This is a genomic window from Marinobacter sp. (assembly GCF_048266785.1).
Lineage (GTDB): Bacteria > Pseudomonadota > Gammaproteobacteria > Pseudomonadales > Oleiphilaceae > Marinobacter.
Window position 1 is genome coordinate 1 of the sequence record NZ_JBLWYX010000005.1, and the last position, 21,743, is coordinate 21,743.

General features: G+C 56.2%; 18 protein-coding genes and 1 riboswitch. Of the genes, 10 read left to right on the top strand and 8 right to left on the bottom strand.

The window, feature by feature from the left end; translation table 11 throughout:
• A riboswitch (TPP riboswitch) is annotated at window positions 1-84 on the top strand. This riboswitch is flagged as partial in the annotation.
• Window positions 85-142: 58 nt separating this feature from the next.
• The 4 genes from ACN0V1_RS09090 to ACN0V1_RS09105 all read left to right on the top strand — a co-directional run bounded on the left by ACN0V1_RS09090 (window position 143) and on the right by ACN0V1_RS09105 (window position 5,584).
• On the top strand, window positions 143-916 hold the full coding sequence (locus ACN0V1_RS09090; protein ID WP_417544691.1) for a 3-oxoacyl-ACP reductase: 774 nt from the start codon (window positions 143-145) through the stop codon (window positions 914-916).
• Entirely contained in the window at window positions 916-2,229 is a 1,314-nt protein-coding gene (locus tag ACN0V1_RS09095; RefSeq protein WP_417544692.1) for an LLM class flavin-dependent oxidoreductase, read from the top strand. Before ACN0V1_RS09090 ends, ACN0V1_RS09095 begins: the two co-directional genes overlap by 1 nt.
• Window positions 2,230-2,315: 86 nt before the next feature.
• Entirely contained in the window at window positions 2,316-3,236 is a 921-nt protein-coding gene (locus ACN0V1_RS09100; protein WP_417544693.1) for a lysophospholipid acyltransferase family protein, read from the top strand.
• Window positions 3,237-3,709: 473 nt separating this feature from the next.
• The gene (locus tag ACN0V1_RS09105; RefSeq protein WP_417544694.1) at window positions 3,710-5,584 is read left to right on the top strand and encodes a hypothetical protein; all 1,875 of its coding nucleotides are present in this window, start codon (window positions 3,710-3,712) and stop codon (window positions 5,582-5,584) included.
• A 23-nt stretch (window positions 5,585-5,607) separates the two neighbouring features.
• On the opposite strand, the gene ACN0V1_RS09110 is transcribed toward ACN0V1_RS09105, so the two are convergent.
• Window positions 5,608-6,063, bottom strand: coding sequence for an MgtC/SapB family protein (locus ACN0V1_RS09110; protein WP_417544695.1), 456 nt, complete (start codon window positions 6,061-6,063; stop codon window positions 5,608-5,610).
• Between the two features lie 39 nt (window positions 6,064-6,102).
• Entirely contained in the window at window positions 6,103-7,269 is a 1,167-nt protein-coding gene (locus ACN0V1_RS09115) for an AI-2E family transporter (RefSeq protein ID WP_417544696.1), read from the bottom strand.
• A 238-nt stretch (window positions 7,270-7,507) separates the two neighbouring features.
• Between ACN0V1_RS09115 and ACN0V1_RS09120 the strand changes: the two genes are divergently transcribed.
• The 4 genes from ACN0V1_RS09120 (at window position 7,508) to ahpC (ending at window position 11,075) form a co-directional block, all read left to right on the top strand.
• Window positions 7,508-8,518, top strand: a complete 1,011-nt coding sequence (locus ACN0V1_RS09120; protein WP_417544697.1) for a DctP family TRAP transporter solute-binding subunit — start codon at window positions 7,508-7,510, stop codon at window positions 8,516-8,518.
• A 61-nt stretch (window positions 8,519-8,579) separates the two neighbouring features.
• Window positions 8,580-9,074, top strand: a complete 495-nt coding sequence (locus tag ACN0V1_RS09125) for a TRAP transporter small permease (RefSeq protein WP_417544698.1) — start codon at window positions 8,580-8,582, stop codon at window positions 9,072-9,074.
• Window positions 9,064-10,368, top strand: coding sequence for a TRAP transporter large permease (locus ACN0V1_RS09130; RefSeq protein WP_417544699.1), 1,305 nt, complete (start codon window positions 9,064-9,066; stop codon window positions 10,366-10,368). Before ACN0V1_RS09125 ends, ACN0V1_RS09130 begins: the two co-directional genes overlap by 11 nt.
• Window positions 10,369-10,511: 143 nt before the next feature.
• Window positions 10,512-11,075, top strand: coding sequence for an alkyl hydroperoxide reductase subunit C (gene ahpC, locus ACN0V1_RS09135; RefSeq protein WP_417544700.1), 564 nt, complete (start codon window positions 10,512-10,514; stop codon window positions 11,073-11,075).
• 110 nt (window positions 11,076-11,185) lie between these two features.
• On the opposite strand, the gene ACN0V1_RS09140 is transcribed toward ahpC, so the two are convergent.
• Entirely contained in the window at window positions 11,186-14,044 is a 2,859-nt protein-coding gene (locus ACN0V1_RS09140; protein ID WP_417544701.1) for a cation-translocating P-type ATPase, read from the bottom strand.
• A gap of 77 nt (window positions 14,045-14,121) precedes the next feature.
• The gene (locus tag ACN0V1_RS09145; RefSeq protein ID WP_417544702.1) at window positions 14,122-14,853 is read right to left on the bottom strand and encodes a DUF3581 domain-containing protein; all 732 of its coding nucleotides are present in this window, start codon (window positions 14,851-14,853) and stop codon (window positions 14,122-14,124) included.
• A gap of 267 nt (window positions 14,854-15,120) precedes the next feature.
• Between ACN0V1_RS09145 and ahpF the strand changes: the two genes are divergently transcribed.
• Window positions 15,121-16,686, top strand: coding sequence for an alkyl hydroperoxide reductase subunit F (ahpF, locus tag ACN0V1_RS09150; protein ID WP_417544703.1), 1,566 nt, complete (start codon window positions 15,121-15,123; stop codon window positions 16,684-16,686).
• 17 nt (window positions 16,687-16,703) lie between these two features.
• Here ahpF and ACN0V1_RS09155 read toward each other — a convergent pair whose 3' ends face one another.
• The 3 genes from ACN0V1_RS09155 to ACN0V1_RS09165 all read right to left on the bottom strand — a co-directional run bounded on the left by ACN0V1_RS09155 (window position 16,704) and on the right by ACN0V1_RS09165 (window position 19,853).
• Window positions 16,704-17,375 carry a transglutaminase-like domain-containing protein gene (locus ACN0V1_RS09155; protein ID WP_417544704.1) on the bottom strand — a complete coding sequence of 224 codons (672 nt, stop codon included), beginning with the start codon at window positions 17,373-17,375 and terminating at the stop codon, window positions 16,704-16,706.
• Between the two features lie 109 nt (window positions 17,376-17,484).
• A complete protein-coding gene (locus ACN0V1_RS09160; RefSeq protein ID WP_417544705.1) occupies window positions 17,485-18,219 on the bottom strand; it encodes a TrmH family RNA methyltransferase in 735 nt (244 codons plus the stop codon).
• On the bottom strand, window positions 18,216-19,853 hold the full coding sequence (locus ACN0V1_RS09165; protein ID WP_417544706.1) for an NAD(P)/FAD-dependent oxidoreductase: 1,638 nt from the start codon (window positions 19,851-19,853) through the stop codon (window positions 18,216-18,218). Before ACN0V1_RS09165 ends, ACN0V1_RS09160 begins: the two co-directional genes overlap by 4 nt.
• Before the next feature lie 184 nt (window positions 19,854-20,037).
• Between ACN0V1_RS09165 and rlmE the strand changes: the two genes are divergently transcribed.
• Window positions 20,038-20,658, top strand: coding sequence for a 23S rRNA (uridine(2552)-2'-O)-methyltransferase RlmE (gene rlmE / locus ACN0V1_RS09170; protein WP_417544707.1), 621 nt, complete (start codon window positions 20,038-20,040; stop codon window positions 20,656-20,658).
• A 26-nt stretch (window positions 20,659-20,684) separates the two neighbouring features.
• Here the strand turns inward: rlmE and ACN0V1_RS09175 are convergent, their stop codons facing one another.
• Window positions 20,685-21,713, bottom strand: coding sequence for a histone deacetylase family protein (locus tag ACN0V1_RS09175; RefSeq protein ID WP_417544708.1), 1,029 nt, complete (start codon window positions 21,711-21,713; stop codon window positions 20,685-20,687).
• Window positions 21,714-21,743 lie beyond the last annotated feature (30 nt).

Below are 21,743 nucleotides of genomic sequence, written 5' to 3' on the forward strand. Positions count from 1 at the left end.
GGGTGTCCTGCTTGCAGGGCTGAGATAACACCCGTTGAACCTGATCCAGTTCACACTGGCGAAGGGATGTCAGCCGCCGGCACATACAAGATAGTGCGCCGCATCTGCCTATTCATACCTTCGCCTCATTTTTGAGGTGTCCATGCAAAATTCTTTACGTCTTGATCAACAACTTGTGCTGGTAACTGGCGCGGCCCGCGGTTTGGGCGAGCATCTGGTGCGCGCGTTCCGGCGGGAAGGGGCCAGGGTCGTCATCAACTATCGCAACAGTGCCGAAGCGGCGAAAAAGCTCGCCAGCGAAACCCCGGATCGGACGCTGGCGGTGCAGGCTGATGTTACCGACAGCGCCGCGGTACAGGCCATGTTTGCCCGCGCCCGGCAGCGTTTTGGTCTGCCTGTGACCACGGTGATCAACAACGCCCTGCCAGATTTCTCATTTAACGGCGACGCCCGCCCGAATGTGGCGCAGTTGACCTGGGAAAACCTGAACCAGCAGTTCTCGGGAGTCGTCGGTGGCGCTTTGAACACCACCCAGGCTGCGCTGGATGGCATGCGCGAGGCGGGGTTTGGTCGCATTGTGAATGTGGGTACAAACCTGTTCCAGAACCCGGTCGTGCCCTACCACGACTACACGGCCGGCAAAGCGGCTTTGCTGTCGCTAACCCGCACCCTGTCGCAAGATCTGGGGCCAGATAACATTACTGTGAATATGGTGTCTGGTGGCCTGCTGCGCACAACCGACGCATCGGCTGCCACGCCTGAGGCGGTGTTTGATTTCATTGCCGCCAGTACGCCGTTGCGCCGGGTAACCACCCCTGCGGAGTTTGCTGACGCCACGCTGTTTTTTGCCTCGCCCTGGGCACGTTCGGTTACCGGGCAGAATCTGGTGGTCGATGGCGGCTTGGTGAAAAACTGATGGCTGCCTCACAGTCCGAGCAGCGCATGATGCATATCAACCTGTTCCTGATGGGCTGCGGTCACCATCGGGCTGCCTGGCGCCATCCGCAATCGGCGGTGGAGCAGCTGGGCGATATTCGCTATTACGAGCGCCTGGCGCAAATCGCCGAACGCGGCAAACTGGATGCGGTGTTTTTTGCCGACAGCAACACGGTGGGTAATGTCTCCGATGGCAACTGGTGGTATCTGGAGCCGCTGACCGCCATTGCCGCCATGAGCCGGGCAACCGAGAACATTGGCTTTATCAGCACCGTTTCCAGCACCTTTTACACCCCGTTTCACGCAGCCCGTCTTGTAGCCTCGCTGGATCACATTTCCGGCGGGCGCATTGGCTGGAATGTGGTCACTTCGATGTTCGATGCGGAAGCGCGCAACCACGGTTATGAAGCCATGCCCGGCCATGCTGAGCGGTATCGCAGGGCTGACGAATTTGTGCAGGCAGTGCTCGGGTTGTGGGATTCCTGGGCTGACGATGCCCTGATGTTTGATCGAAAAGGCCATTATGCCGATCCGGCAAAAGTAAAGCCGATTCATCATCAGGGTGAGTTTTTTCGGGTGGATGGCCCGTTGAATGTACCCAGGCCAGTGCAAGGGCACCCTGTGTTGTTTCAGGCCGGAGCCTCAGAGCAGGGCCGGGAACTGGCTGCCCGATGCGCAGAGGCTATCTACGCTGTGGCTTACGACTTGCCGGCGGCGCAGAGTTATTACCGTGACATAAAACAGCGGGTCAAGGCAGCCGGGCGCGATGTTGCCGTGCCGATTATGCCTGGCCTGGTCACCTACGTAGCTGCTACTGAAGCAGAGGCGCTGGCTAAGCAGCGTGAGTTGGATGAGTTGTTGCCCGTCGATGCGTCTTTGCGCCAGTTGGCCATGTTCATTGATCAGGACTGTTCGGGCTGGGATCTGGACGCGCCGGTGCCACCCTTGCCTGCGCTGGAGGAGTTTAGCGGTCCGCAGGGGCGTTACAGCACCATATTGCGCATTATCGAGACTGAGCATCCCACTTTGCGCCAGTTGCTGGGCCGGCTTGCAGCGGGTGGCGGCCACTGCACCATGGTGGGCACACCGGAGCAGATCGCCGATAAAATGGAGTACTGGTTCAACAATGACGGCGCCGACGGTTTCAATCTGATGCCGCCGTCTTTGCCTTCCGGTATTGAGGATTTTATTGAACAGGTGGTGCCGGAACTGCAGCACCGTGGCCTTTTTCGTACCGAATACAAAGGGCGCACCTTGCGTGACCATCTCGGGCTGGCGCGGCCTGGTGTGTGATCGGACGAGCTTGTTTACAAATGCAAGTACAGTGTCGGGCGGAAGTGTGGCAGGCTCGTTGCCTATATTTAAACAGGCAGTGATGTATGTCAGGACCACCCAAAAACAAAAAACCATCGCTGTGGCACGTTCGTTTATGGCCGTCCTGGGTGCTGGTTTTCACGTTATATTCGTTGTCATTTTTACCGATGACTGCCAGGCAGAAACTGGGAAGGCGACTTGGCCTTATTTTGAGTACCAAGCTGAAATCCCGCGCGCGAGTTGCTGATCGCAACCTTGCCATCTGCTTCCCTGCGCTTGACCACGAAGCCCGAAACCAGTTGGTGCAGGACAATTTTGTCGCCTGCAGCCGGGGTTTCCTCGAGAGTACCTACGCCTGGTGGCAAGATATGTCGCCCTACTGCAAGGCGGCCGAAGTGCAAGGGCTGGAAAACCTCATGGAAGCCCGGAACAAAGGCAAGGGTGTGCTGTTGATTGGTGGGCACTACAGTATTTTTGACTTCGCTCTGCCGCTGGTTGCTTGTCACCTGGAGAACCCTGGGTACGTATACCGGCCTAACAAAAATCCGGTTATTGATCGGATGATCGAAAACGGTCGCCGTCGTCATTTCGGGATCCGGGCATTCGCCAAGCGTGAACTGCGGCCGATGGTCTCGTTTCTTAAAAAAGGTGGCGAAATCTGGTTCGCCTGCGATCAGGATTTCGGTGGGAAAACCGAGTTGTTCGTGCCTTTTTTTGGTGTGGAAACCGGGTGCATTGCGTCTCCAAGCCATATCGCCAAGGTATCGGGCGCCTCGGTGATCTGCGTCAGCCACCTGCGGCTACCCACCGGAGGCTATCGCGTGGTCTTCTCGCCGGTACAGGCCGATTTCGGAGCCGACAAGCAAAAAGATACCGAGTTCTGGAACCGGTATATTGAGGAAGCCATTCGTGAGCAGCCCGATCAGTATTTATGGCTGCACAAGCGCTTCAAAACCCGCCCCGAGGGGGCGGATAAAGTCTACTGAAGGCTACTCGAAGGCCGCGGCCATGTGGGTGTTGCCGGATTCCCGTGCTTTCAGAACGGCGGCGGCTGAATCGTAGAGGGTCCAGTTAACCGTCTATCCCTTGCTGGCGGCAAACTGTGATACCAGGCTGTATTCCGGGCCTATCGGATGTTCATTGCGGTCGATCTAGTTGTTCTGATCGCGTGGCACTGGCGTCAGAACCAGAGTTGCCCTGGCTGCAGCCAGTCGTAATAATGAACGCCAGCGGAAGACGCACTCCCCCAGCATGCGCAGCTTATGAGCTATGAAAGACCTCGTCGTTTGATTTCTTAATGTCATAAGTAGTTTTACGTGTCTAAAGGGACAACATATCACATTGATTTCAAACGGCATAAGCAGTGGAATGTTGGAGCTGAACCCGAAAGATCGCGAGTGCCAAGGCTCTTGCGATCCATAACTAACAGCCATACCAGCCAGGTGAAAGATTCAATCCGATGGATTTGTTCTCGAAAGTCAGCACCAAGCCACACTATGAATCCTATACCTGGGGCAAGCACCGCAGCATTTTTGCATCGGTTATTTACTGGCTGATTTTCGTTCTCAGAATCTTTTCGCCGCTGCAGTGGATAAAGCTCATCTTCCGGAAACGGCAGGCGGCCCATAACGATGAGAAAGAACGGGTTGATTTCCATGCGATGCACTCAGAGCGCTATTTGCTGGTAGTGCTGGGCCTGTCGCTGGTCTTCTATTTTATTCTGTCCTCCACGCCGGCCCTGCCCGGCATTCCAGAGTCGATAAACGCAAACCTGAGCCTGGTGTCGGATTCCATTGCCGCGCTGTTGCTGTTTGAATCGGTGATGTGGGTCTTTTACTACATGCTGCTTCGGATTCTTATCGAAAAGCACCTGACCATATTTAACGAGGCCGAGTATTTCATTGCGTTGCCATTTGTCCTGGCGACACAGTTTTTCCTTTTGGCGGGACTTCTTGGGGTCAGTGTGTCTGAAGTGCTGGCGCTGGCGTTGAGTCTGGAGTTTGACGGGTATCAGAGCACCCAGAGCGCACAGCTGGCCATAGGCACCTTCGGCTACATTTACACGGCTCTGATTATCGCCAATATTATAAACCTGATTCCTGCGATTCCCGTTGGTCGACGGCCGAATATCACGATTATCGGTGCGGGTGATGTGGTCCGGTATCGCATGCTGCCCGCGTTGATCGGAGAAAAACTGTATTTGCCGGGCCAGGTGGCCATCATCAGCGACTGCATCGATGAGAGCTTTCGGAACCAGCTCAAGAAAGATGGCGTGGCTTTTCAGCTATTGACGCGCGGTTCGAACAGTGAGGAAAAATTACAGGAGGTGGTCAAGTTCATAAAAAAGCGATCATCTTATGCGATTATCGCAACACCTACAGAGAGCCATCTTGCATACGTTTCAGCTCTGGCAAAAGAAGGTATTGTGTTTGGCGTTGAAAAACCTTTGGTCGCTACGGCTGCCGAGCTGGCGGTTCTCCGGCAATGCCAGGACCAGTTGATGGAACGGGGGTTCTTGTTCAGTTACTACTGGCTGGAAAAAGCACTGCCCCTCAACTATTTCCTCACGTTGAACCCGCAGTATCACCGCTTCCTTGATATCAACGTGAACAGTAGACCGGACGATCGCACTGCCGGGCCCGACGCGCTTGCCTATCTCCGCCTGCAACTCGGGAAGCTTGTCAGCGTTGATATCACCTTTTTCGAAGGCGAGGATCCCCGCGAGTGGAGCCTGGCGAAGGAGACCGGTGGCCTGTTCTTTGAGACTCTGATACACCCGATAACACTGCTGAGCCATGTGCTGGATCAACCTTTGCAGCTAAAAGATTTGCATGCGCAGTGGTACGTACTGGAAAACTTGCCTGACCTGTTGTGCAGCAAATCGCTTGCCCTGAACGATTATGGTGCCAGCTACGTGTCATTGCGCTCCCCCCGGAATGCAGCCTGCGCAATCAATATACGCACGGGTAAATTTATGGCGACGAAAGAACGCTCAATGGTGATAGGGTTCGAAAATGGTGTTATCCGTATGGATCTGGATACCCGGCAGTGTTCAATCAGCTGCCCTGAAGCAGGGTCTCTGGCGGAAGTAACGATTCTGGCGCGTCCGGAAATAGCGGATGGGGGAGAGTCTCCAAAATACGATATTCAGATGACCCTCTTCGACAGTTTTGTTCACAATCAGGGGGATTGGAGTGCGCAGCGTTATGATGATTACCCTGGTCAGATTGACGTGCTGTCTGCGATGACGGGTTGGCTGAAAGCTGATAATAGCGAGTCACACTTTTACCGGCCAATACCTCTGAGCGAAATGGATTACAGAAAACTCGAGTAACAATCAAGCCAGCCGAGGGCGCTTCAGTTGCCCTTTATGACTTCGTGCTCGAACCGGCCGAGCACCGCCATAATAATCAGCGCCATTAAGGTCACCATACCAGCCAGGGCAAAGATACCCAGGCCGCAGGCCACGCCAACGGCGCCGGCCATCCAGATTGAAGCCCCGGTGGTGATGCCCTGAACGGTGCCGCGACTCTGGATAATGCTGCCGGCCCCGAGAAACCCGATGCCACCAATGACACCCTCCACAATGCGGGTCGGGTCGATGCGTGCTGAGGGGTCGCCTTCTGCAGTGGCAAACAGAATGTGCAAGCCCATGATGATAAAGGCCGAAGCGCCCAACGAAACAAGCATGTGGGAGCGCAAGCCTGCTGCCTTGCCTCTTAGCTCCCTCTCCAGCCCCAGAAGCAGCGCCAAGGCAGCCGCCGCAAGAAGCCGGATAAACATATCCAGTACAGGGATTTCAGTATCGAACATGGCGTGTCTCCTTTTTTTGTTCGGCTATTGGTTGTGGTTCTATTTACCCAACAATTCGCCTACCGGGCGAAGATTTACAACGTGGTCGCACAGGGATTTTATAATCATCAGAATCGGTGTCGCGATGATTAGCCCCACCGGCCCCCAGAGCCAGCCCCAGAAAAGAAGTCCGATAAAAATCACTACGGCATTGAGGCTCGAAACCTGGCTGGTTAACCAGGGGGTCAGCAGGTATCCCTGAATGCTTGTGATCCCCAGTGACGTGCCTGCGACAATGATCGCCATGTCAGCCTCACCAAACTGGATAAATGCTGCTGCGCCAGTCGCAACCAATACCAGAAATGGCCCGAGATAGGGTATGCCGCTGGCTACCCCGGCAACGACGCCCCATAGCATGGCCTGCTCCACGCCCATGGCGAGAAACGCCACCCAGGTCAATAGGCCGACAAAAAGAGCGCCGATCAGCATTACGAAAAGGAATCGCCTCACCTGATGGTGAAAGTCGTTCATTATCCGGGCGGCCTTGCGCATTCGCCCGAAGGAAGGGCCAGAGATTTTTACGATCTTGCGCTTGTACATCGATCCGATAGCCAATATGAAATAAACGAGTAGCAGCACTGAGAAACACTGGGAAACCAGTACCAGCGCAGCGGGCGAGTTTCTCAAAACGTATTTCTGGATATCCATCGGCTTATCCACCACGCGAACAGGTGTTACACCTTGATGTGCGGGCTGCGTGGCGTTTTTTTCCTTGGCAGCAGATTCCTCGATCTTCTTCGCAGCGGCCTGGGCCTTTTCTACCAGGCCTTCCTCTTTATCAGGATTGGCCGCTTCGTTGCGTTGGAATTTGTTGATGGCTACCGGGATCTTGTCCAGCATCGCCATAGCTTCACGCTGAAGGGGAATGCTTGTCGCAGCGATAACGCCGAGCAAGGTAATCAATACGATCGCCGCACTCAGTGGCCGGGGCATTCTCAGGCGATCAAGCATGGATACCAGAGGATCCAGGGCGTAGCTGATTAATACGGCAACGACCAGTGGAAGCAGTACGGCTTGCGCCCAGTTAATGAAATAAACGGTGGCTATGCCGGAAAGGATGACCAGCGATATGCTGCGAACATTAAACGCTTCAATCAGTTCCTTCCCCGGGGTCCTGTTGTTATCTGTGTCGTTCGGGCTGCGCTCATTTTGCTCTTCGCTTACCATGGTCGCCACTGTAGTTGTTGCGGATTTTACGTCCCCTCAATTGTAGACGGCTATGGAGGTGTGTGAACAAAAACAACAGATCTGTAATGGGGCGGCAATTTTAATTTCTGCGCGCCTGGCCTTTCTCCATTGTTTTTGTTTTGCGTCGCGACAACACCCGCTCCTATAATCCTCTATTGCTGCGACGTGTCTGGTGCTCCGTCGCAGACTCTCCCGTGCCAATAAAAAGGAAAACAAAATGCTGAAAACCCGTTCCTTGATCGCTGTTGCTGCGGCGACTCTGCTACTCAGCTCTGCGGCGAACGCTCAATACAAAGACGAATACACGGTTTCTACTGTTCTGCCGTCGGCGTTTCCATGGGGCCAGGCTGCCGATAAATGGGTCGAGCTGGTAAAAGAGCGCTCGGAAGGGCGCATTAACATGAAGATTTACAGCAATTCCCAATTGGTTTCCGGGGATCAGACCAAAGAGTTTTCCGCCATGCGCTCAGGGCTGATCGATATGGCCGTGGGCTCTACCATCAACTGGTCGCCCCAGGTTCCGGAACTGAACCTGTTCTCCCTGCCATTTCTGATGCCGGATAACGCTGCCATTGATGCCATCACCCAGGGTGATGCGGGTAAAGCCGTATTTGAAGCGATTGAAAAGCGCGGTGTAACACCGCTGGCGTGGGGCGAGAACGGCTTCCGTGAGCTGTCCAACTCCAAGCGGGCTATCAGCGAGCCGGCAGATCTGGAAGGCTTGAAAATCCGCGTTGTTGGTTCGCCACTGTTCCAGGATACCTTCTCTGAACTGGGCGCTAACCCTACACAGATGAGCTGGGCGGATGCCAAGCCAGCACTGACCACCGGTGCAGTCGATGGCCAGGAAAACCCGCTGTCGGTTTTTGACGTGGCACGTATTGACCAGGTAGGGCAAGAGCACCTCACATTGTGGCACTACATGGCCGATCCGCTGGTATTTGCGGTCAGCAACCGTGTTTGGGGCCAGTTCAATGCAAAAGACCAGGCACTTCTGAAACAGGCGGCTGTGGATGCCGGCAAGTGGGAAATTGAAAAATCCCGAGCCGAGCTTGAGGACACGCTGCAGGCCATCAAGGATCGCGGTGTAACGGTAACTGAACTGACCCAGGCGCAGCACGAGGCATTTGTTAAGGCGACCCACTCAGTCTATGAAAAGTGGACACCGCGCATCGGTGAAGATCTGGTGAAGCAGGCCCAGTCTGCTGTCGCCAGCCGCAAGCAGTAACACGCTGCTGTTCAGGCACCCGCTGGTTCCGGGGGGTGCCTTTTTCTGAAACGGAGTATTCATGCCCTCCCGCCCCCCGAAGTTTCGGCCGGAAGCCTGGCTGGCATCGCTGGCTCTGATTGCAATCTGTGTCATCAGTCTGGGCAATGTGATTGTCCGCTATACCACCGATGCCTCCTTTGCGTTCACCGAAGAATTCTCAGTCTTTCTTCTGGTGTTGCTTACGTTCGCCGGCGCAGCCGTGGCCGCGCGCAGTAATCAGCACATCCGGATTGAGCTGGTTGAGCATTACCTGCCGCCTGCTGCGCTAAAGGGGCTGTTTGTAGTGCAATGGCTGGTGGGCGTGTCGGTTATGGGGGTAACCACCTTGTATGGCGCCATTTTTGCGATGCAGGAATACGAGTGGGAGTCCCTGTCTCCGGGGTTGGGCCTGCCCAACTGGATTTATGTGATGTGGCTGCCGCTGATGTCGGCTGCGATTATTTTCCGGATGACTCAGAACTTCGTTGACCGCCTGCGTGGCAAGAAAGATGCGGAGGTCATCCATGAGTCCTGATCTTCTGATGATCGGCAGTTTTCTGGTGGTCTTGCTGCTGGGGGTCCCCGTTGCCATTGCGCTTGGATTTGGTGGGCTGGTGGGGATCGTCGCTGGCTTGTCACCCGACATGCTTGCCACCTTCGGCACCAATACCTACAACAGTGTGTCGAAGTATCCGCTTATCGCGATACCACTGTTTATTCTTACCGGCCTTATTTTTGAGCGTGCCGGTGTAGCTGCCAGCCTGGTGCGCTTTGCTCAGGCGATCATCGGCCCTCGCCACGGCAGCCTGACGGTTGTTGCGGTGCTGGTATGCCTGATCATGGGCGGAATGAGTGGTTCGGGACCCGCGGATGCGGCAGCTGTAGCCATGGTGATGCTGCCCAGTATGCGCAAGGCAGGCTATCCGCAGCCTTTCTCCGCTGCGTTGATCGCGGCATCGTCGTCGACTGCTATTCTTATTCCGCCCTCCATTGCGCTGATTCTCTACTCGATTGTGGTGCCTGGCGTAGATTTGCGAGCGTTGTTTGCGGCAGGGTTGTTTCCGGGCATTCTGGCCGGCCTGTCGTTGTTGGTGCCGGCGCTGTACCTCGCCCGCAAGTTCGGCTGGGAGAACCCGGAAACCTCTGAGCGTCCGCCATTCTGGCCCAGCTTCAAGGCGGCCCTGCCGGCCCTGTTTGCCCCGGTTATTATTCTGGGCGGCCTGCGCTCTGGCTTGTTCACCCCTACCGAAGCGGCAGTCGTTGCGGTGGCCTACGGTGTCATTGTGGGCTGCCTGGTATACCGAAACCTGAGTTTGCGCAGCCTGTTTGATCTGATGACAGATGCGGCGGTAACCTCGGGCGTGGTCATGCTGATCATCGCTCTGGCGGGTATTTTTGCCTGGGCGGGCACTACACTGGGTACGTTCCAGCATCTGGCGGATGCGCTGTTATCCCTTTCGGACAACGGTTGGGTGCTGTTGGGCCTGGTAATGGTGCTTGTGTTGATTGCCGGCATGCTGCTGGATGCGGTGTCGATCTACCTGATCCTCATCCCCATCGTGTTGCCGCTGATGAACCATTTTGGCTGGAACCCTGTGTGGTTTGGTATCCTGCTGGCCATGAACATTGCCATTGGCCAGTTTACCCCGCCGGTGGCGGTCAACCTGATGGTTACAACACGTATTGCAAATATTCGCCTGGAACATACCATAGGCTGGGCGTTGATCTTCATTGCCGCGATGAGCGTCAGCTTGCTTCTGGTGATGCTGGTGCCAGGGATTGCGCTTTGGCTTCCGGAGAAGCTCGGCTATGTTGTAGGGCCTTGGTAGAGCCAGGAAAAGCAATGCAGATAGTAAATAGATATCGCCTATCGAGAGTTTGAAGATAATCAATTTTACCAAGGCTGGCTCACTGGATATTATGAGCATCGAAAATTAATCAACACGCAAACGAACCAACAGGAGTGTTTTTAATGGGCCTGATTAACAGCGAAATCAAACCGTTTAACGCAACCGCTTTCAAACGGGGCGAATTTGTAGAAATTTCCGAAGCGGATGTGAAAGGCAAGTGGGCGATCTTTTTCTTCTACCCTGCAGATTTCACCTTCGTTTGCCCCACCGAGCTGGGCGACGTAGCGGATCATTACGACGAACTGCAGAAGATGGGCGTTGAAGTATTCTCCGTGTCTACCGACACGCACTTCACTCATAAAGCATGGCACGACAGCTCCGAGACCATTGGCAAGATCAACTATTTCATGGTTGGTGACCAGAACGGCAGCATTACCAACAATTTTGGCGTAATGCGTGAAGGTCAAGGCCTGGCAGACCGCGCTACTTTCCTGATCGACCCGGATGGCGTGATTCAGGCGATGGAAATTACAGCAGAAGGTATTGGTCGTGACGCGTCTGAACTGATGCGTAAAGTGAAGGCTGCTCAGTACGTGCGCAAGCATCCTGGCGAAGTATGCCCGGCCAAGTGGAAGGAAGGCGAGGCTACACTGTCTCCTTCACTGGATCTGGTTGGCAAGATCTAAGCTTCCCTATCATCGGAAGCACGCAGGGCAGGCTTGGAACACGGGCCTGCTACTGACAAAAAACCCCGGGAATCCGGGGTTTTTTGTGTTCAGTGTTCGGGGGAAAAAGATTAAAGGCCGATTGCAGCGGCTGGGCCAGCCTCGCTCTTTTGCAGGCGAATGATCAGCTTGCTCAGTTCCCGTAGCCATAACACGGAGCTGGCGACCAGTGTGCAGAACAGCCAGTCCTCAAGACTGAGGCTGACGGTGGAAAATGGCTTCTGCAGGAAGGGCAGATAGACCACTGCCATTTGCAGAAGCAGTGACGCGCCCGCAGCCACCCACAGCCAGAGGTTGGAGAACAGCCCGCTGAAGGCACTCTGTTCGTCGGAACGCGAAATAAACACGGTAAACATCGAGAACAGGACCAGAGTGGTGAAAGCCATGGTCTGACCATAGGCAAGATTGCCTGTGCCGGCCACCAGGCCGCCGGGGAGGGAAGCGTCCAACACAAACAGGGTGCCGGTTGCGGTTATCACACCGACAAAGCCGATCCCGGCCCACATGCTGTGCGTAATCACACCTTCCTCCCGGAGCCTTGGCGGTCTGTTCATTGCCTCCTTGTCGCCCGGGTCCAAGCCGAGGGCCAGGGCCGGTGCGCCATCACTGACCATGTTGATCCACAGAATCTGGGTTGCCAGCAATGGCAGAGCCAGGCCGGCACCGTTTGTGGTTAGCCCGATCACATCCGCCAGCAGCACACCAAAGAACATGGTCAGTACTTCGCCAATATTGGATGCCAGAAGATAGCGCAGGAACTTGCGGATGTTGGCGAAAATGGCACGACCTTCTTCCACGGCGGCAACAATGGTAGCGAAGTTGTCGTCGGCGAGAATGATATCCGAGGCCTTGCGGGATACATCGGTGCCGGTAATGCCCATGGATATACCGATATCGGCTGCTTTCAGGGCGGGTGCATCGTTCACACCATCGCCGGTCATGGCGACTGTGTTGGCACCCTTCTGCAAAGCCTTCACGATACGCAGTTTATGCTCCGGGTTAACGCGGGCATAAACAGCGACTTCCTGCACGGTGCGGTGCAGTGCCTCATCTGTCATCCCGTCAATTTCGGCCCCGGTTACGGCACGGCCATCCGTGCAGATGCCCAGCTCCTTGCCAATGACGGCAGCGGTGATCGGGTGATCACCGGTGATCATTACCGGGCGGATGCCTGCATTTCGCGCCAGGGCAACGGCCTGTTTGGCTTCTTCCCGGGGCGGATCAATCATGCCAATCAGGCCGACGAAGACAAGATCCTGCTCGAGATCTTCATCAACCTGTTCTGGCTCGAAACCTTCTGCTGGCAGGAAACGGGCTGCCACACCCAGTGTACGCAGAGCCTCCCCGGCCAGTTGTTCGTTGGTTTGCAGGATCTCGGCGCGGCGTTCTGGCGTTAAAGAGCGGATACTGTCCCCCACGCGCTCACGGTTACAGCGGCCCAGAAGAACATCCGGGGCACCCTTGGTAAAGACCTGAATAGATTCCTGCTGCTGGCTGTCAGTATGCAGCGTGGACATCATTTTGCGTTCCGATGAGAAGGGCACTTCCGCAACCCGCTCATAACGGGTGTCCAGCATGTCTTCCGTCAGCCCTGCTTTTCGCGCGGCAACCAGCAGGGCCCCTTCGGTGGGGTCACCCTGAATGCTCCAGAGGCCTTCTTCTTCGTGAAGAACCGCATTGGTAGCGCGATCACCAACGGTCAGGGCTCGCTCCAGTTCCAGGCGTAACGGCTCTGTGATGGTATGGTCGGCATTATCGGCGGCTGTTCCGTGCACATGCACACTAAGGTCACCCTCCGGCTCATACCCTGTGCCACCCAGCGTGACCCGACCGCTGGCAGTAACGATTGCCCTCACCGTCATTTCGTTGCGGGTAAGGGTGCCGGTTTTGTCGGAAGCGATTACATTGGCCGCGCCCAGTGTTTCTACGGCTGCCAGATGACGGACAATCGCATTACGGCGCGCCATGCGCTGAACACCCAAGGCGAGGACTGCGGTTACTACGGCCGGCAGGCCTTCGGGCACTGCAGCTACCGCCAGAGCGACACCAAGAATCAGCACATCGAAAAGGGCGGAAAAGCCGCTGACATGCTCCATCAGGATGATGGTGAAAATCATCACCATCGCAATGGCGATCACCACCAGCCCCAGTATTCGACCGACCCGGGCCAGATCCTGCTGCAAAGGTGTGGTTTCAGGCGGTGCCTGCTCAAGCATGCCGGCAATCTGGCCCATTTGGGAGTGCATGCCGGTAGCCGTCACCACCGCAGTGCCGTGGCCATAGGTGACGGTGGTGCCGCTGAAAATCATGTTCTGACGGTCGCCGAGGGCGGCCTCGCCGCTGATGGCTTCCGGATCTTTGGATTCGGGCAGGCTTTCACCGGTGAGTGCGGCTTCCGAGGTTTGCAGGGCAACGGAGTGAATCAAGCGGCCATCTGCGGGAATGGTGTCGCCTTCTTCCACCAGAACAATATCGCCGGTGACCAGCTCTGTGGCCGCAACGTTGTATTGTTCGCCGCCACGGATAACCCGGGCCTTGGCGGCCGACATTTGCTGCAACTCCGCCACGGCCTGTTCTGCACGGGCCTGCTGCGCAAAACCCATGGCGGCGTTTAAAATAACAATGGCAAGGATCGCAAGCGCTTCGTAGGGCAGGGCGGAGTCGCGCTCCAATAACCACAGGCCCATGGATACCGCAGCGGCGAGCAATAACAGAATAACCAGAGTATCGGTGAACTGGGCAAGTATTTTGCGCCAGCCGGGAACTGGCTTGGCGGCCGTGAGTTCATTGCGGCCATTGCGTTCCAGCCTGGCTGCGGCCTCATTGGTCTCAAGGCCCCTCTGCCCGTTGGTCTTCAGTGCGGAGATAACGGCGTCAGGGGATAACCGGTAAGCGGCTAATGGCTCCTCTGGTGTACGTTCGCGGGCCATGGTTTACCGTCCTTATGATTGCGAAGCTCATAAGAACCATTGTAATCAGAAACCCCCGCGTGAAAAGACGATCCAGATCAGGAAGCGGCGATATCGACACCATACTGTGAGCCGCGCGCCTTCAAACGATAAAACTCTTCAATTACACCAGCCATGGCGTCCGGGCAATAGGGTCGCAGCCCGCCTAAAAGGAGGCGCTTTGATACTTCACCTACTGGCTTGCCATCAGAGATCAGCCGGTATTCAAGGGTTACATTGCCGCGTTTGCCATTCGCTTCCAGATCGGCATTGTGCAGTTCCATCTCCGGTGAGGCGGCGTCGAGGCGATCCAGTGTCAGGCTCATGCTTTCGTACATCACCATGGGGCGATCGGGGTTGAACATCACATCCTTCGATTCCATCAGTGGTTTCAGGGTGTGGGGGAAGTTCTTGCCGGAGGCGGCCACGTAGCAACGGATAAGCTTCTCAACAACTTGCTCATCCCGGGTTGCTTCACCACTGCGAGTGACTTCCAGATACACCTTGCCGTTCTGGTCGCACACTTCGATGGTCTCGTCACCGCTTTCCCGGAACTCCAGGGGGATACCGTCGCCAAGCAGGGCGCGGAACTGGAAGGTCATGTGCCGGGAAAGGCCGAAGCGTGAAACCACCACGGCAAAAAGCAGATCTCCGGGAACGCAGAACCGGCGTGCATCGGGATCGTGGATGGGATTGAAATCTCCGGCCACTTCCTTGGCGAATTGGCTGGCCTGGGATGCGGAAATATGTACGCGTCCGTCCTGGATTGAATGAAAGCGGTCTGGAAACATGTGCTACTGGTCCTGAGTGCAAGGGGTGGCGTCGCAACGCCTTTCGATATGGTACCGGGGTCGGGCGCTTATGGATATGCGCTATTTGTCCATTTACAGGCAAGGCAAATGATCGGTCTATAGCAGTTTGCTATCAATTGGTTTGGATCAATTAATTTGAGCATTTTGTTGCCGGTCCGTATCGTTTGGATACAGCCGAATCACAGATCATTTTGAATCCAGAAATTCAGACGATCGGTCTAAAGAGCCTACTAGAGGAATCGTTACATGTTGGATGCCAATATCAAGCAGCAACTGAAAGCCTACATGGAAAAACTGCAGCAGCCGATTGAGCTGGTTGCCGCCTACGATGATGGCGCTAAATCTCAGGAGTTGCGACAGCTTCTGGAAGAAATCGAACCGATGTCCGAGAAGATCAGCCTGCGCACGGAAGAGTCGAACGATGTGCGTCGCCCGTCTTTCGCGATAAACCGTGTGGGTAGCGACATGGGTGTTCGCTTCGCGGGCATCCCCATGGGCCACGAGTTTACGTCTCTGGTTCTGGCATTGCTGCAGGTGGGGGGGCACCCGTCCAAGGCCTCTCAGGATGTGATCGAGCAAATTCAGCAACTGGACGGCGACTTTCAGTTTGAGACCTATTTTTCGCTCTCCTGCCAGAACTGCCCGGACGTGGTTCAGGCTTTGAACCTGATGAGCGTTCTGAATCCCGGTGTGCGCCATACGGCGATAGACGGCGCCCTGTTCCAGGATGAAGTGGAAAAACGCGAGATCATGTCGGTACCGAGTGTTTACCTGAACGGTGAGCCATGGGGGCAGGGGCGCATGACGCTGGAAGAGATTGTTTCCAGGCTGGACACAAATTCGGACGAGAAAGAAGCCGAGAAGATTAACCGCAAAGACACCTTTGAGGTGTTGGTGATTGGTGGCGGCCCGGCTGGCTCTGCGGCAGCTATTTATGCGGCGCGTAAAGGTATTTCCACAGGTATTGCCGCTGAGCGCTTTGGTGGACAGGTAGTGGATACAATGGGGATCGAGAATCTGATCTCCGTGCCTTATACCGAAGGCCCCAAGCTGGTTGCGGCCATGGAGCAACACGTTAAAGAATACGACGTGGATATTATGAATATGCAGCTGGCCGAGAAGCTGATTCCGGCTACCAAGCGTGGAATGCCCCATGAGGTTCGTCTGGCCAATGGTGCATCACTTAAGGCTCGTACGGTTGTACTGTCCACTGGCGCTCGCTGGCGCCCGCTGGGTGTGCCTGGTGAGGTGGAGTACCGGAACAAGGGCGTGGCTTACTGCCCGCATTGCGACGGCCCGTTGTTCAAAGGAAAGCGCGTTGCGGTGATTGGCGGTGGTAACTCCGGGGTTGAAGCCGCTATCGATCTGGCCGGTATCGTGGGTCATGTGACACTGATCGAGTTCGGCGCCGAAATGCGTGCTGACGATGTACTGCAGAAAAAGCTGCGCAGCCTGAACAATGTAGACATTATTACGTCTGGCCAGACCACCGAAGTGGTTGGTGAGAACGGCAGAGTGAGCGGCCTGAACTACACGGATCGCAACACTGGTGAAAGCCATCATGTCGCTCTGGAAGGTGTGTTCGTTCAGATTGGCCTGGTGCCCAACACCGAATGGCTCAAGGGTGATATCGAGCTGAGCCAGCACGGCGAAATCATCATCAACGACCGTAACGAAACCTCAATTCCGGGGGTCTTTGCGGCCGGCGACGCCACCACGGTGCCTTACAAGCAGATTGTGATTTCCATGGGCGAAGGCTCGAAGGCCGCACTGAGTGCTTTTGACTTCCTGATCCGCAACTCTGTGGAATAAGGTAATTGGCAGGGTAATCATGAGCCGGGCATGATTCCCCGCGCCAGGCTCCCCTCAACAGCCTCCGGTGCGCCTTTCCCTGAAAACAGATGCCCGTATGCGGCTTTTATCCCGGATAGAATGAAGTCGTGGGGAACGTCGTCGAAAACCCCGTGATCGTTCACGTATTCCATGTGTGCTTCTCCAGCCTCGGTGTATTGCTGGAAAATGGAGTCGTTGACGCCGTCAAACTCAAGAGGCTCTACCTTCATCAGCTCGCACAGCTGCTTGTTGAAAGCGGGTGTGGCTTTTACCCAGCGACCGTTGAGGTAAAGCTCGATATATCCGTGCATGCGGAAAATGTCTGACCGCAGCCATTCAATCAGTTTGGGGCTTGAGAGGTGATTGCGCACATCGGCAAGGCCTAGACGGCTGGGAATGCCGATGGATCGTGCTGCAGCGCCGAGTAATAGCGCTTTTGGAATGCAGTAGCTTTCGCCGGTTTTAAGTGCATAGCTGGCACTGAAGGTTTCGGGTTCGGGGCGGAAAACGTAGGGGTTATAGCTAACGCTGTCCCGGGCAGCGAGATACAGTGTTTTTGCCTGTTCTATCGGATCTTCGGATACACCTTCAAGTCGGGCTGCAATCCAGGCCTTCAGCTCGGGCTGGTTGTAGTCAAAATAAGCAGTGGGCTGGAGATAGCGTTCCATAATCGGGTATCCGGTTCAGGGCATCGGGTTCTGATCATCGCCAATTAGCAAGCTACAGGCAATGGCGATAACCACCAGGATGATTGCCGAAATGGATCACGCTCGCCGGTCAGGAGCCCCGAGCCAGCTCATAAGCACACATGTTGACTGCCGAGGCCAGGTTAAGGGATTCGATCTCGCCTTTGCCCGGGATGGTGTAAGGCGTTGTACCCAGCTGGGCCAGCGCTTCGGGCGGGACGCCGCGGGCTTCGTTACCAAACAGGTAGCAGTCGTGCTGGTGGAATGATTCTGCTGTGAGTTTGTCCCCGTTCAGGTCCAGACAGGCAACCGAGTGGTAGCGGCTGCTCAAGCTGCCCAGGGGCACCTCTGTTTCCAGCGGTACGTGGAAGATAGCGCCCATGCTGGCGCGCACCACTTTCGGGTTGTATGGGTCTACACTGCCGGGGCTTAGCAGGCAGCGAAAACCGCCAAACCAGGCCAGAGTGCGTAAAATTGTTCCGAGGTTGCCAGGGTCCTGAACCTCATGCAGGTAAACCGCTTTTTCGCCGGGTTTCGATGCAGGCTCAATGTCTTTGTCCGGCATGGGCACTACGGCAAGAATCCCCTGGGGCGTTTGGGTATCGGCGAGCAGGGCCATCTGGCGCTCGTTGACATGATGGGTTCTGAACGAGCTTGGCCAATGCTCATACGCACCGGTTACATACAGCTCGGCCGCGTTCAGCTCGGGCTGGCGCATCGCAGCTTTCTGCAGTTCCAGCACCAGGTGTTCGCCTTCAACCAGATAGTGGCCCAGCGCCTGACGGTATTTTTTCTGGTGCAGTTTTTTGATGTCCTCCAGCTTCACGATGGGGCTCCGCTGTTCGTGTCCAGATCTTCCAGCATGGCCAGGGCCAGTGCTTCGGCCACCTTGATGCCGTCTACGCCGGCCGAAAGAATGCCACCGGCATAGCCTGCGCCTTCGCCTGCCGGATAAAGGCCGCGAGTATTCAGGCTTTGCAGACTGGTGCGATCGCGGGTGATGCGCACCGGTGAGGAAGTGCGGGTTTCGATGCCGGTCAGGATGGCGTCCTTCCGGTCAAAGCCCCGGATCTGCTTGCCGAAAGCCGGCAATGCCTCGCGAATGGCTTCGATGGCATACGCCGGCAGGGAAGGCGCCAGGTCCCCCAGTTTGATGCCGGGCTTGTAGGACGGCTCGACGTCGCCCAACTCGGTGGAGGGTTTGCGTTTGATGAAATCTCCCACCAGCTGGGCAGGCGCGCAGTAATCACTGCCGCCGAGCGTATAGGCCAGGGACTCCAGGGCCTCCTGAAATTCCACACCGGCCAGCGGACCGCCTGGAAAGTCTTCTTCGGGATGCACGGCCACTACAATGCCGGCATTGGCGTTGCGCTCATTGCGGGAATACTGGCTCATGCCGTTGGTGACAACCCGCTCGGGTTCGGAGGTTGCAGCCACCACCGTGCCTCCCGGGCACATGCAGAAACTGTAGACCGCGCGCCCGTTGCTGGCGTGGTACACCAGTTTGTAGTCTGCTGCGCCCAAGGCGGGGTGACCGGCGTATTTGCCCAGGCGAGCGTTGTCGATAAGCGATTGCGGGTGCTCGATGCGAAAGCCGATGGCAAAAGGTTTGGCTTCAATAAACACATCGTTGCGCTGGAGCATGCGAAAGGTATCGCGTGCGCTGTGACCGAGGGCCAGAACCACATACCGGCTATCCAGGCACTCGCCGCTGGCCAACTCCACGCCTTCAACGCGGCCATCGCGGATGCGCAGGTTAGTGACTTTGCTTTCAAAGCGGATCTCGCCGCCGAGGCGGATGATTTCCTCACGCATGGTGGCCACCACGCCGGTCAGGCGAAAGGTTCCGATGTGGGGCTTGCTGACGTAAAGGATTTCTTCGGGCGCGCCGGCACGGATAAACTCACGCATCACCTGGCGGCCGTAGAACTTCGGATCTTTGATCTGGCTGTACAGCTTGCCGTCCGAGAACAGGCCCGCGCCGCCTTCACCAAACTGCACGTTGGACTCCGGTGATAGCTGCTTTTTCCGCCACAAGGCCCAGGTGTCCTTGGTGCGACGGCGCACGTCAGTGCCGCGCTCCAGCACAATGGGCCGGAACCCCATTTGGGCCAGAATCAGGGCGGCAAACAAACCACACGGGCCGAACCCGATCACCACCGGGCGTTCGGTGAGCCCTGCGGGCGCCTGTGCGACCGGGTAATAAGCGGTATCCGGTGCCAGCCGCACGTGTTGGTCTTTTTCAAAGCGGGCCAGAATGACGTCTTCGTTGCGCGCGCTCAGATCAACGATGTAAACGAACTTGATCTCGGTGTTTTTCTTGCGGGCATCGTAGCTGCGCTTGAATACGGTGAACTCCGCTAGGTCGGCGTCGTCGACGCCCAGACGCTCGATAATTGCGGCTCTCAGGGCACTTTCGGGATGCTCCAGCGGCAGCGCCAGTTCGGTAAGGCGGATCATAATCAGTCCTGCGCGGCTCTGGCCGCCGATGGCGGGCTGGTTGCCGGGTATAAAGAAATCGGAAAATGTTGCGGCAATTGTACGTGCGCCCGGCCCGGATGTCAGGGTTTTGCCGGGAGGGCGCGCGACACGTACAATGCAGGCTCAATTACCCCTTTTTTGACGACCCTTTTTAAGAGCCCCTATGGCCCGATCCAAAAGCAGTAACCGCTGGCTTGAAGAACACGTAAACGACCCCTTCGTGAAACAGGCGCAGGTCGACGGCTATCGCTCACGGGCCAGCTACAAACTTCTTGAAATCAACAAGAAGGACCGGCTGATTCACCCCAACATGGTCGTCATGGATCTCGGCTCCGCTCCAGGTGGCTGGTCGCAAGTGGCGGTTAATCTGGTGGGTCATAAGGGTCGGGTGTTGGCTTCCGACATACTGCCCATGGACGCCATTGCCGGTGTGGAGTTTATTCAGGGTGACTTTACTGAAAATTCGGTGTTTGAAGAAATCATGACAACTCTGGGCGATGGCCAGGTGGATGTGGTGATTTCCGATATGGCTCCGAACATCAGCGGGGTGACGGTTTCCGACCAGGCATCTTCGATGTATCTGGTAGAGTTGGCGCTGGATATGGCCAGCCAGGTGCTCAAACCCAAAGGTAGTTTTGTTGCCAAGGTGTTTCAGGGTGAAGGTTACGATGAGTACCTGAAAGCCGTCAGAGCCGTGTTCGATAAAGTTGTGGCGCGAAAGCCGGACTCTTCCCGCTCCCGCTCCCGGGAAGTCTATATCGTAGGCAAGGGTTTCAAGGGCTGAACCGGGTCCCGGCCGGCCCCGGTTAATCAACGGCCTTCGAAGCCTTTGAGCACGTTCACGACATTCACGCCAATGGCGTCCACATCGTACCCGCCTTCCATGGTGAATACTGTGGGCAGCCCCAGCTGTTCAATTCGTTTACCCAGAGACACGTAGTCCGCCGATTTCAGTTTAAAGAACGAGATCGGGTCTTCTTCAAAGGTATCCACGCCCAGAGCGATGACCAACGCGTCCGGCTGAAAGGCCGCAATGCGCTCGCAGGCGGTTTCGAGCCCCCGGCACCAAACGCTGTAGGGTGTGCCCGGAGGATAAACGATGTTGAGGTTATAGCCGTCACCTTCGCCTTCTCCGGTTTCATCTTCAAACCCGAGGAAGTGTGGGAAAACCAGGTCGGGATCGCCGTGCAAACTGACGGTCAGCACATCGCTGCGATCATAGAAGATGGCCTGGGTGCCGTTACCGTGGTGGAAATCCACATCCAGAATTGCAACCCGTTGGTAGCCCTGATCTCGAAACGCCTGCGCGGTGATGGCGGCGTTGTTGAAAAAACAGTAACCGCCAAACAGGTCGGCGTGGGCGTGGTGGCCAGGCGGCCGGCACAGGGCAAAGGCGGCGCGCTCGCCGTTGGCGACGAGATTCTGAGCGGACAGTGCAACGTTGGCAGAGGCACACACGGCTTCCCATGTGCCATCAGAGATCGAGGTTTCGGCCGCAAAACTGTAATAACCAAGCCGGCCGTCAATGTCTTTGGGTACACGGGGCCGCATGCCACGGCCACACCACACAGCGGGGATAGCTTCACCGGGCTTGCCTTCAGCCACCCAGTCAGCCCAGCAGTGTTGCAGAAACGCTACATAATCTGCTTTGTGCACCCTTCTGACCGGATCAAGACCAAACTCTTCCGGCTCGAGCACTTCACCAAGAACCTGGGATTTTACTCGCGCCAGAATGGTCTCTGCACGGGAGGGCTTCTCATGGGGCTCAATCAGAACACCGCCATCCAGTTCGGTTTTGACGGAGCGACGACTGTGCAGAGGTGAAAAAATGGTTTTCATGGAGCGGCTACCCGGGCTGTTTTGGCATCT

Excerpts from the sequence above, each read along its gene's own strand:
- ACN0V1_RS09090 (WP_417544691.1), top strand. The coding sequence starts at position 143 with ATGCAAAATTCTTTACGTCTTGATCAACAACTTGTGCTGGTAACTGGC.
- ACN0V1_RS09095 (WP_417544692.1), top strand. The coding sequence starts at position 916 with ATGGCTGCCTCACAGTCCGAGCAGCGCATGATGCATATCAACCTGTTC.
- ACN0V1_RS09100 (WP_417544693.1), top strand. The coding sequence starts at position 2,316 with ATGTCAGGACCACCCAAAAACAAAAAACCATCGCTGTGGCACGTTCGT.
- ACN0V1_RS09105 (WP_417544694.1), top strand. The coding sequence starts at position 3,710 with ATGGATTTGTTCTCGAAAGTCAGCACCAAGCCACACTATGAATCCTAT.
- ACN0V1_RS09110 (WP_417544695.1), bottom strand. The coding sequence starts at position 6,063 with ATGTTCGATACTGAAATCCCTGTACTGGATATGTTTATCCGGCTTCTT.
- ACN0V1_RS09115 (WP_417544696.1), bottom strand. The coding sequence starts at position 7,269 with ATGGTAAGCGAAGAGCAAAATGAGCGCAGCCCGAACGACACAGATAAC.
- ACN0V1_RS09120 (WP_417544697.1), top strand. The coding sequence starts at position 7,508 with ATGCTGAAAACCCGTTCCTTGATCGCTGTTGCTGCGGCGACTCTGCTA.
- ACN0V1_RS09125 (WP_417544698.1), top strand. The coding sequence starts at position 8,580 with ATGCCCTCCCGCCCCCCGAAGTTTCGGCCGGAAGCCTGGCTGGCATCG.
- ACN0V1_RS09130 (WP_417544699.1), top strand. The coding sequence starts at position 9,064 with ATGAGTCCTGATCTTCTGATGATCGGCAGTTTTCTGGTGGTCTTGCTG.
- ahpC (WP_417544700.1), top strand. The coding sequence starts at position 10,512 with ATGGGCCTGATTAACAGCGAAATCAAACCGTTTAACGCAACCGCTTTC.
- ACN0V1_RS09140 (WP_417544701.1), bottom strand. The coding sequence starts at position 14,044 with ATGGCCCGCGAACGTACACCAGAGGAGCCATTAGCCGCTTACCGGTTA.
- ACN0V1_RS09145 (WP_417544702.1), bottom strand. The coding sequence starts at position 14,853 with ATGTTTCCAGACCGCTTTCATTCAATCCAGGACGGACGCGTACATATT.
- ahpF (WP_417544703.1), top strand. The coding sequence starts at position 15,121 with ATGTTGGATGCCAATATCAAGCAGCAACTGAAAGCCTACATGGAAAAA.
- ACN0V1_RS09155 (WP_417544704.1), bottom strand. The coding sequence starts at position 17,375 with ATGGAACGCTATCTCCAGCCCACTGCTTATTTTGACTACAACCAGCCC.
- ACN0V1_RS09165 (WP_417544706.1), bottom strand. The coding sequence starts at position 19,853 with ATGATCCGCCTTACCGAACTGGCGCTGCCGCTGGAGCATCCCGAAAGT.
- rlmE (WP_417544707.1), top strand. The coding sequence starts at position 20,038 with ATGGCCCGATCCAAAAGCAGTAACCGCTGGCTTGAAGAACACGTAAAC.
- ACN0V1_RS09175 (WP_417544708.1), bottom strand. The coding sequence starts at position 21,713 with ATGAAAACCATTTTTTCACCTCTGCACAGTCGTCGCTCCGTCAAAACC.